A 7531-nucleotide genomic window follows, 5' to 3' on the forward strand; every position below is an offset into this window, starting at 1 on the left:
GTCTCACTCAGGGAGGCCCCGCCGAAGTATGTAGCTCCGGCGGGGCCGTTTCTGTGGAGGGCGGAATGCGGCGAGGCCCGTGGGCCCAGAGACGCAAACGTGCGTACGCACGACCGCCATGAGACAAAGGGACTGTCCCTTTGTCTCACACTTGTCTCACTTCTCGACGGGACGCTGGGCCTCAAAGGTCTCCTCGACCTCGGTGTCAACGCCCCCCTCTTCGGCAAGCGCGGGGATGAGCACACGGTATGCGTTCTCGGTGGCGTTCTCGTGCGGTGAGCGCTTGGCGTAGCGCTTGACGGCAGCGGCAGACTTGTTGATTGCCTGCAGCGTACCTGCGCCGGCCACGCAACCGCCCGGGCATGCCATGCCCTCGAGCAGGTAGCCGGGGTACTTCCCACGCACGGCGTCCTTCATCATCTTGCGGCAGTCCTCAAGGCCCTCGGCGTTAGCGACGTTGACCTCGCAATCGGGATAGCGACGGTGGATGGCGTTGACTACAGCCGAAGCGACGCCACCTGCCACGGCAAAACCGCGGCCATCTGCGGAGGCGACGTCAAAGTCACTCTTGTTGTCATCGGCAAGGGAGAGGTAGTCGATCTTTTTGGCCTCCATCATGCCCGCCATCTCCTCGAAGGTAAGCACGAAGTCCACCTCGCTCTTGATGGACTTGCGCATGGCCTCGAGCTTCTTGGCGGCACAGGGCCCCACGAAGACGATCTTGGCGTTGGGGTGCTGGGTGCGAATCATCCTCGCCGTAAGCGTCATGGGCGTGAGGGCCATGGAGATGCAATCTGCGTACTTGGGGAACTCCTTCTTTGCCATGACCGACCACGCCGGGCAGCAGGAGGTACCCATGAAGGGAAGCTTTTCGGGGACCTCGTTCATGAAGTCCTCGGCTTCCTGGATGGTGCAGAGGTCAGCACCGAGCGCCACCTCCTCAACGCCCGAGAAGCCCAGCTGGTGGAAGGCCTCGCGAAGCTTGCCCACGTTGCCCTTGCCGCCAAACTGGCCGACAAAGGCCGGCGCCACGGCAGCAATGACCTCGTCGCCTGCATTGATGGCCTGGATGACCTGGAAGATCTGGCTCTTGTCGGCAATGGCGCCAAAGGGGCAGTTGATGAGGCACTGCCCGCAGGAGACGCACTTATCGTAGTCAATCTGTGCGCGACCATGCTCGTCGGAGCCAATGGCGTGCATGCCGCAGGCAGAGGCGCAGGGGCGCTCCTTGTGAAGGATTGCGTGGTAGGGGCAGACCTTGGCGCACATGCCGCAGTGGATGCACTTCTCCTGGTCGATGTGGGCCTTCTTGTCCACAAAGGAAATGGCGCCCTTGGGGCAAATCTCACGGCAGGGGTGGGCGAGGCAGCTCTGGCACATGTTGGTCACGCGATAGACGTTGTCCTCGCAGGCATTGCAGGCGAACTTGATGATGTTGATGAGGGGCGGCTGATAGTAGGTCTCGGGCTTGGCCGCCTCGGCAAGGCCGTCGGAGAGCTGCTCGGGACGGTCTACGCCCTGCAGCGGGAGGCCCAGCGTCAGACGGATGCGCTCGCCCACGATGGCACGCTCGAGAAACACGCTCTCGCGGTAGGTGGCAACGTCACCGGGGATGATCTTGTACGGCAGCTCGTCGAGCTTCTTTGCCTCTTCGTCACCGCCCTCGTAGGCGATCTTCGCTACCTCGCAGAAGACCTTGCGCCTGATCTCGGTAAGGTTGGTGTATACGCCACGCATGGTGTCGGCCATAAGTGGATCCTCTCGCCTCTCGTCCCTGTTTTCACGTCGCACCGCAAGCGGCGCTACGTCGCCACAAAGGTGACGTCCCCTTTATCAACAGTATCGCGCAACCATGTCCGTGCTGCACGAGTCGACCTTACAAACGTTGCCTTCACGGCCCCAAAACGGTGCAGTGCCATGGGCTGAACCTCTCAGGGGCCTCCGCGCGGAGAAGCACGTGGGCACCGGTCACGGGGTGGTCAAACTCCTCCTCGAGAGCGTGCAGCATGAGGCCGCACGCGTCCCGCGGGCCTCCGTAGAGCGCATCCCCCACGATGGGAAAGCCCGCGGACGAGAGGTGCACGCGAATCTGGTGGCGACGACCCGTGCCCAGCTCGACGAGAAGAAGCGTGCGGCCGCGGCGCCGCGCGAGCACGCGCACCCGCGTGAGAGCGGGCTGACCATGGCCGGAACGGCACACGCGCATGCGGCGCGCGTCGTGACGGTCACGGCTGATGGGCGTGTCGATGGTGGTCACGTCATCCGGGAAGGAGCCGCTTACCTCGGCGAGGTAGCGCTTGCGCATCGCATGGCCGGCTACGAGGGCGTCGAACGCCGGCTGGAACGCCTCGGTAAGCGAGAAGAGCACGATGCCCGTGGTGTCGACGTCCAGGCGCTGCACCGCCTGGGGGTGGGCCGCGAGGCCCTGCTGCGCAAGCGAGACACTCACGCGGTCTGTGAACGTGGGCGCACCCGTGCCGTCGCCGTGCACCAAAATGCCCGCAGGCTTCTCGGCAGCAAGACAAACGGAGTCCTGGTAGATGATGGTGGCAGGAGACGCGCCCGGCAGCGCGGGCACGGGCGCCGAGCATGCGAGGGCAACGCTTGCCACATCCCCAGCCAAGAGGCGCGACGACGGTTCAAGCACCTCCCCGCCGCACGCAAGCTCGCCACGCTGGAACGCACGCGAGGCGGAGCGGCGCGACATACCCATCGCAAGGGCAAGGTCGAGCGACACGCAGTCCTCAAGCGCGCGAAACTCAAGCCGCGACGCGCCGTCCTTCTCGCCGAGAAACTCGTAGCGCACGAACTTCCTCCAACCTCAGCGCACCCGCACGCTGCTCACGCAAAGCGGCGGCGCGGGTCGCCCGCACTCCACTCGATATCAAAGACCGTCACAACTCCAAACTCATCATCAAAGAGATAGCAGAGCGTGAACGGTGTGTCGGAGACCTGGAGAAACCTGCATGGAAAGGGAGTGCATGCGGCAGGATACGACGGGTCGTACGCTCTGCCAACCAAGAGATAGGCGCCGAGAAGCTCGATGGTCTCCTCGATCCTTCTCATAACGCGCTCGAGGGTCACGTTTTCGAGAAGAAAGACCTCGGCGTGCTGCGTGAGTAGAACCCCCGCTCGGCATGATGCTACCAGCCGCGCTCGGAACGAATGCGGGCAAAGGCGTCCTGCGCGCGAACCGTCTTTCCATCAAGAACGTCCTGGTATCCCTGCATGAGGCCATCGTACACCGCCATCTCGCGAGTGCGAAGCTCTTCCTTGGCAGAGACCATGCGGTCGAAGGCATCCGCGTCCATAACCACCACGGCAGACTTCCCGTTTCTGGTGAGGTACAGGGGCTCCCCTGTCTTCTCAAGCTCGGATATCGTCTCGCCCTGATGCCTGCTGAACTCGCTGAGCGACGTCATTGCCGGCATGCCGAGCCTCCTCTCGCTGGGTTCACAGGCATTTTACTGCAAATATCATGTGAGCCGGCAGACAGAGGAGGCTCAGACAGGAATCAACTGGCGCGACCCTACCCGCGAACCATGGCAGCCGCCTCGCGCGAGAGCTCGCAGATGCGGTCGAACTCGCCCGCGCGAATCATCGCCGGCTTGCACATCCAGGTTCCGCCGCAGGCAATGATGGCGGGGTCGGCAAGGAAGTCCTTGAGGTTCTCGGCGTTCACGCCGCCCGTGGGCATGAAGCGGTGCCCCACGAAGACCGATGCCAGCGCGCGGATGGTTGAAAGGCCGCCATACTGCGCCGCCGGGAAGAACTTCGTGACCTCAACGCCCTCGTTGACCAACGCCGTGACCTCGGTGGGCGTGACGCCAGCCGGAATCACGGGCACCTCGTGCGAGAGGCACCAGCGAACGACGCCCAGGTCGTAGCCGGGAGAGACCACAAAGCGAGCGCCAGCATCGACGGCACGCTTGGCCTGGGCCTCGTTGAGGACCGTGCCCGCACCGACCAGAACGTCTGGGCACTCCTTCGAGATGGCGTGAATCGAGTCCGCTGCCGCAGCCGTGCGGAAGGTCACCTCTGCAGCCGAAAGCCCGCCCTCGGCGAGCGCCTTCCCCAGCGGGGCCGCGCTCTCAGCACGGTCGAGCACGACCACGGGCACCACGCCAACCTGCTCGACGCTCTTGTAGAAACCATCCATGTAACCCATGAGATCCCCCTTTGACAACCGTCCTAGCGACTCACGCGCAGGGCGGCACCGCTCTTTGCAACGGACTCGATTTCGCCAACGCTCACCAGGTTGGAGTCCCCACGCACGGTGAGCTTGAGGACGCTCGCGGCAATGGCGTACTCACCCGCACGGTCAAGGTCAAAGCCATGGAGCAGCGCGTGAATGAGACCCGCGCCATACGCGTCGCCTGCCGCGACGCCCTCGAGCACGTGGACATGGTGGACAGGCGAGAAGTGCGCCTGGCCGTCGGCGTAGATGAGCGACATCCAGTCCGAGTCCTCGACGGAGCGGATGTCCCGGACAATTGAGGCAACCATCTTGCAGCCGTAGCGCTCGCAGACGTCGGCGGCGATCTGCACGTAGGCGTCGCGCTCCTCGATGCCGGTGGCAAGCGAGCCAGAGCCATGGGAGATGCCCAGGCAGGCCTCGGCATCCTCGTCGTTCGAGATGCAGATGTCAACAAGGGGCAGGAGACGCCTCATGACCTCGCGCGCACGCTCGGGCGACCACAGGCGACCACGGTAGTTGAGGTCGCAGATCGTGGTGATGCCGCGCTCGCGGCAGGCCGTGAGGGCCTCCTCGCAGGCAGCGGCCATCTCAGGCGAGACCGCAGGAGTCACGCCGGAGACATAGAACACCTCGATGCCGTCGAGAATTGCATCCCAATCAAAGACGGTGCGGGGAGCCAGGTTCATGGCGGAGTACTTGCGGTCATAGATGCAGCCGTTGGACCTGACCGAGGCACCCAGCTCAAAGTAGTAGGTGCCCAGTCGGTCGCCCGTGCGAACGACACGACTCACGTCCACGCCATAGGCCGCAAGGCTGCGCAGCGCGCAGTCGCCAATGCGGTTTTCCGGCACGGCGGAGACGTATGCTGCGTTGTCACCCTGGTATGCCAGAGAGAGCGCGACGTTCGCCTCGGCGCCGCCGTAGCGCACGTCCATGCTCGTGGCCTGCTCAAGACGCAGGTAATCGGGAGGCGAGAGCCGCATCATGATCTCGCCAAACGTCAGGACCTTTGATGCCGCATCCATATGTGCTCCTCCTTGGAGTTATCTAGCATGCTAGTTATGCCTGAGATGTTCTCGCCTTGCGTAAGCGAAGTCAAGGTGTTGCATGGTGTTTTCGCAAGTGGATGCAAAATATCGGCAAACGAGTGGACAGCCACGTGACAGTAGCCTAACATAACTCACATTCCAGTTTATGAGTAGCATGTTAGCCGTCATCATCGAGTCCAAGGAGGAACGGATGCCGGACAGCACCGACCAGGACCAACGGGCCGAGCTTGCCTACAGTGCGCTGAGACGTGGCATCATGGAGTTCCGCTTTGCCCCCGGGGAGCGTCTCTCCCCCACGGCGCTTCGCGAGCGTCTGGGCGTTGGTCGCACTCCGGTCCGGGAGGCAATCGTGCGCCTGCGACAGGAGGGCCTAGTCGTAACCCGCCCAAAGAGCGGCTCGTACGTCGCCCTGGTCGACCTCGGGGCCGCCGAGTGCGCGCGCTTCCTTCGGTCGAACACCGAGCGCGTCGTTGTCGTGGAGTGCTGCTCGCGTGCTGGCGAGAAAGACATCGCCTCCCTGCGGGGACTTCTCGACGACCAGGCGCGTGCCATGGACGTTCGTGACCAGCGGTCCTTCTTCGGTGCCGACAACCGCATGCACGAGATGCTCTACCGCATTGCGGGGAGGCAGCGGGCCTGGGCATGGCTCGAGGGGACCAACATCGACCTCGAGCGTTACCGCTGGCTGCACGTACAGGCGCGCGGCATGGGGTGGAGCTCGATTCTTGCCGAACACCAGGAGCTGATTGAGGCCATCGCCAGGAGGGACCCCGAGGAGGCGGCCTATGTCACGATCCACCACCTCCACGTGATGCTCGACGAGCGGGACGAGGTCATCGCTGCCTTCCCAGGCTACTTCGCGCAAGGCACACGCTCATAAATCAGGTTTCTCACGCCATTCTCGATAAAAAGCGATACTCATCCGTGGGCTAGGGGCGTTGCTCTCCCATGTTGACAAAACCGGTTTACTATCCCGACTTTTGCAGTAACGAGAGGCCGTTTGACCCATCCTACCAGGTCAGACGGCCTCTTTTGCATTGACAGTTTTCAGACGGCGCACCGTCCGTCCCGCTAGCCCCAGCTGATCTCCTTGCCCTTCGAGAAGAGGGCCTTGATGTCCCTCGTGCGCATCCACCTCCTCGGGGCCTCCTCGCCGACCAGGCCGAAGGTCTCGTCGGTGAGGTCGGTCCTGTGGTCGAAGAGCCACCAGCCGTCGTCGACGTAGGAGCAGTCGAGGGCGCGCATGTCGTCGAGGAGGGCCTCCGCGCTGGGGTGGGAGGGCAGCGCCCTCTGGGAGAGCCTCACGATCAGGAGCGCGAGGTAGCAGGTCAGGAAGTGGGCGCTGATGTGCTCCCGCGTCCACACGTAGACGGGCCTCGAGCTGAGGCCCCCGGTCTTGGTGACGCGGAACGACTCCTCGATCCTCCAGGGCTCGCGGTAGGCGTCGAGGATGCGGGAGTCCTCCCAGCCGGTCTCGCTCGTGACGATCAGGCAGTAGCCGTCGAGGGCGGCGGCGCGGTCTATGGCCTCCTGGTCCAGCTCCGGCCTCACGCCCGCCTCCTCCACGACCTCGCCGGTCCTGGCGTCGAAGGAGACGCCTCGCACGTACTGGGCGGCGCCGTAGTGGGTGGCGCGGGTGTAGGCGCCCGGCCTCTCCACGAGCTGCCTCGCCCTCTCGAGCACGGCCTCCCGCTCGTGCCTCGCCCTCTCGGCGTACTTCCTGCTCCACATCGCGACGACCTTGACCTCGACGTCGACGTCCCTGGCCACGCCGTCCAGCGTGTCGGCGTCCCCGAGGTGCACGCGCTTGTAGCGCTGGGACAACTTTATCCTGAACTCGCCGTCCCCCGCCTCCCCGTAGCCCCCGTCGGAGAGCGCCCAGGCCCTGAGCCCCGAGTCCGACCTCGTGCCCCTGACCGACTGCGAGAAGACGAAGCCGTCGCCCCGCGCCACGACGCCGGCGATGTTGGCGGAGCTGTTCATGCCCTTGTCCGCGACCACGACGACGCGGCCGGGGCCCCGCTCGCGCCTCCCCTCGAGGACGGGCAGCATCGTCTGGCAGTCGTTGGTGTTGCCGGGGAAGAGGTCGAAGGAGATGGGGACGCCGTCCGCGTCCTGCAGGAGCCCCATCTGCACGATCGGGTTCGGGCGGTGCTCCTTGGAGACCCCCTTCCTCCTCAGCCCCTCCTCCCCGCCGTCCGGGTCGCACTCGAAGAAGTAGTTCGTCACGTGTTAGCGCTAACTTGAAAGCTGCCAGTTAGGCCAATGGGAACCACCGGTTCGG

At 64.3% G+C, this 7531-nt stretch carries 7 protein-coding genes and 1 pseudogene; 1 reads left to right on the plus strand and 7 read right to left on the minus strand.

Annotation, left to right across the window (positions count from 1 at the left end; all coding sequences use genetic code 11):
• Positions 1 to 156 precede the first annotated feature (156 nt).
• The 6 genes from ACO59D_RS04675 to ACO59D_RS04700 all read right to left on the minus strand — a co-directional run bounded on the left by ACO59D_RS04675 (position 157) and on the right by ACO59D_RS04700 (position 5223).
• Positions 157 to 1749, minus strand: a complete 1593-nt coding sequence (locus ACO59D_RS04675) for a 4Fe-4S dicluster domain-containing protein (RefSeq protein ID WP_485125970.1) — start codon at positions 1747 to 1749, stop codon at positions 157 to 159.
• A 142-nt stretch (positions 1750 to 1891) separates the two neighbouring features.
• Positions 1892 to 2806: an RluA family pseudouridine synthase gene (locus ACO59D_RS04680; protein WP_485125971.1), complete on the minus strand. Its 915-nt coding sequence runs from the start codon at positions 2804 to 2806 to the stop codon at positions 1892 to 1894.
• 35 nt (positions 2807 to 2841) lie between these two features.
• Positions 2842 to 3084: a hypothetical protein gene (locus tag ACO59D_RS04685; protein WP_485125972.1), complete on the minus strand. Its 243-nt coding sequence runs from the start codon at positions 3082 to 3084 to the stop codon at positions 2842 to 2844.
• 59 nt (positions 3085 to 3143) lie between these two features.
• Positions 3144 to 3431 (minus strand): type II toxin-antitoxin system Phd/YefM family antitoxin, encoded by a 288-nt coding sequence (locus tag ACO59D_RS04690; protein WP_485125973.1) that lies wholly within the window; start codon positions 3429 to 3431, stop codon positions 3144 to 3146.
• Positions 3432 to 3529: 98 nt separating this feature from the next.
• Positions 3530 to 4168, minus strand: a complete 639-nt coding sequence (eda, locus tag ACO59D_RS04695; protein ID WP_130812363.1) for a bifunctional 4-hydroxy-2-oxoglutarate aldolase/2-dehydro-3-deoxy-phosphogluconate aldolase — start codon at positions 4166 to 4168, stop codon at positions 3530 to 3532.
• 23 nt (positions 4169 to 4191) lie between these two features.
• Positions 4192 to 5223: a PfkB family carbohydrate kinase gene (locus ACO59D_RS04700; RefSeq protein WP_485125974.1), complete on the minus strand. Its 1032-nt coding sequence runs from the start codon at positions 5221 to 5223 to the stop codon at positions 4192 to 4194.
• A gap of 169 nt (positions 5224 to 5392) precedes the next feature.
• Here ACO59D_RS04700 and ACO59D_RS04705 point away from each other — a divergent pair, with 169 nt between their 5' ends.
• Positions 5393 to 6127, plus strand: coding sequence for a GntR family transcriptional regulator (locus ACO59D_RS04705; protein WP_485125975.1), 735 nt, complete (start codon positions 5393 to 5395; stop codon positions 6125 to 6127).
• A gap of 191 nt (positions 6128 to 6318) precedes the next feature.
• Here the strand turns inward: ACO59D_RS04705 and ACO59D_RS04710 are convergent.
• A pseudogene (locus tag ACO59D_RS04710) lies at positions 6319 to 7476 on the minus strand (IS1634 family transposase); the annotation flags it as partial.
• Positions 7477 to 7531 lie beyond the last annotated feature (55 nt).

Source organism: Tractidigestivibacter sp., assembly GCF_057241865.1.

Coding starts and splice junctions, on each gene's coding strand:
- ACO59D_RS04675 (WP_485125970.1), bottom strand. CDS start 1,749: ATGGCCGACACCATGCGTGGCGTATACACCAACCTTACCGAGATCAGG.
- ACO59D_RS04690 (WP_485125973.1), bottom strand. CDS start 3,431: ATGCCGGCAATGACGTCGCTCAGCGAGTTCAGCAGGCATCAGGGCGAG.
- eda (WP_130812363.1), bottom strand. CDS start 4,168: ATGGGTTACATGGATGGTTTCTACAAGAGCGTCGAGCAGGTTGGCGTG.
- ACO59D_RS04700 (WP_485125974.1), bottom strand. CDS start 5,223: ATGGATGCGGCATCAAAGGTCCTGACGTTTGGCGAGATCATGATGCGG.
- ACO59D_RS04705 (WP_485125975.1), top strand. CDS start 5,393: ATGAGTAGCATGTTAGCCGTCATCATCGAGTCCAAGGAGGAACGGATG.